Annotated in this window: 1 protein-coding gene; it reads left to right on the top strand. The window is 59.9% G+C overall.

The genetic code is table 11. The features are described 5' to 3' along the window. Window positions 1-149: 149 nt before the first annotated feature. Window positions 150-237, top strand: an 88-nt coding sequence (locus C6N31_RS43225) for a cold-shock protein (protein WP_198359764.1), incomplete at its 3' end; no start/stop codon positions are given.

The raw sequence follows: 237 nt of genomic DNA, 5'->3' as shown, positions 1-237 counted from the left end.
TGGTACCCATGAACTTTGTGTGCACTCGACGGGCGTGACCCGCGGGTGCATTTTTGTTTGGCCGGTCATCTCCGGATGGGCTCATTGCGGCGACGCGGATTCCGCAGAGTGCGGTTTTCGGTTCTGCCCCCTGTCTTTAGGAGACACACATGGCTACTGGCACCGTGAAGTGGTTCAACGCTGAAAAGGGCTTCGGCTTCATCGAGCAGGACGGTGGCGGCGCTGACGTCTTCGCCC

Source organism: Streptomyces fildesensis (assembly GCF_016107395.1).
In the GTDB taxonomy this organism is placed as follows: Bacteria; Actinomycetota; Actinomycetes; order Streptomycetales; family Streptomycetaceae; genus Actinacidiphila; species Actinacidiphila fildesensis.
This window is presented reverse-complemented; position numbering and strand designations above follow the sequence as displayed.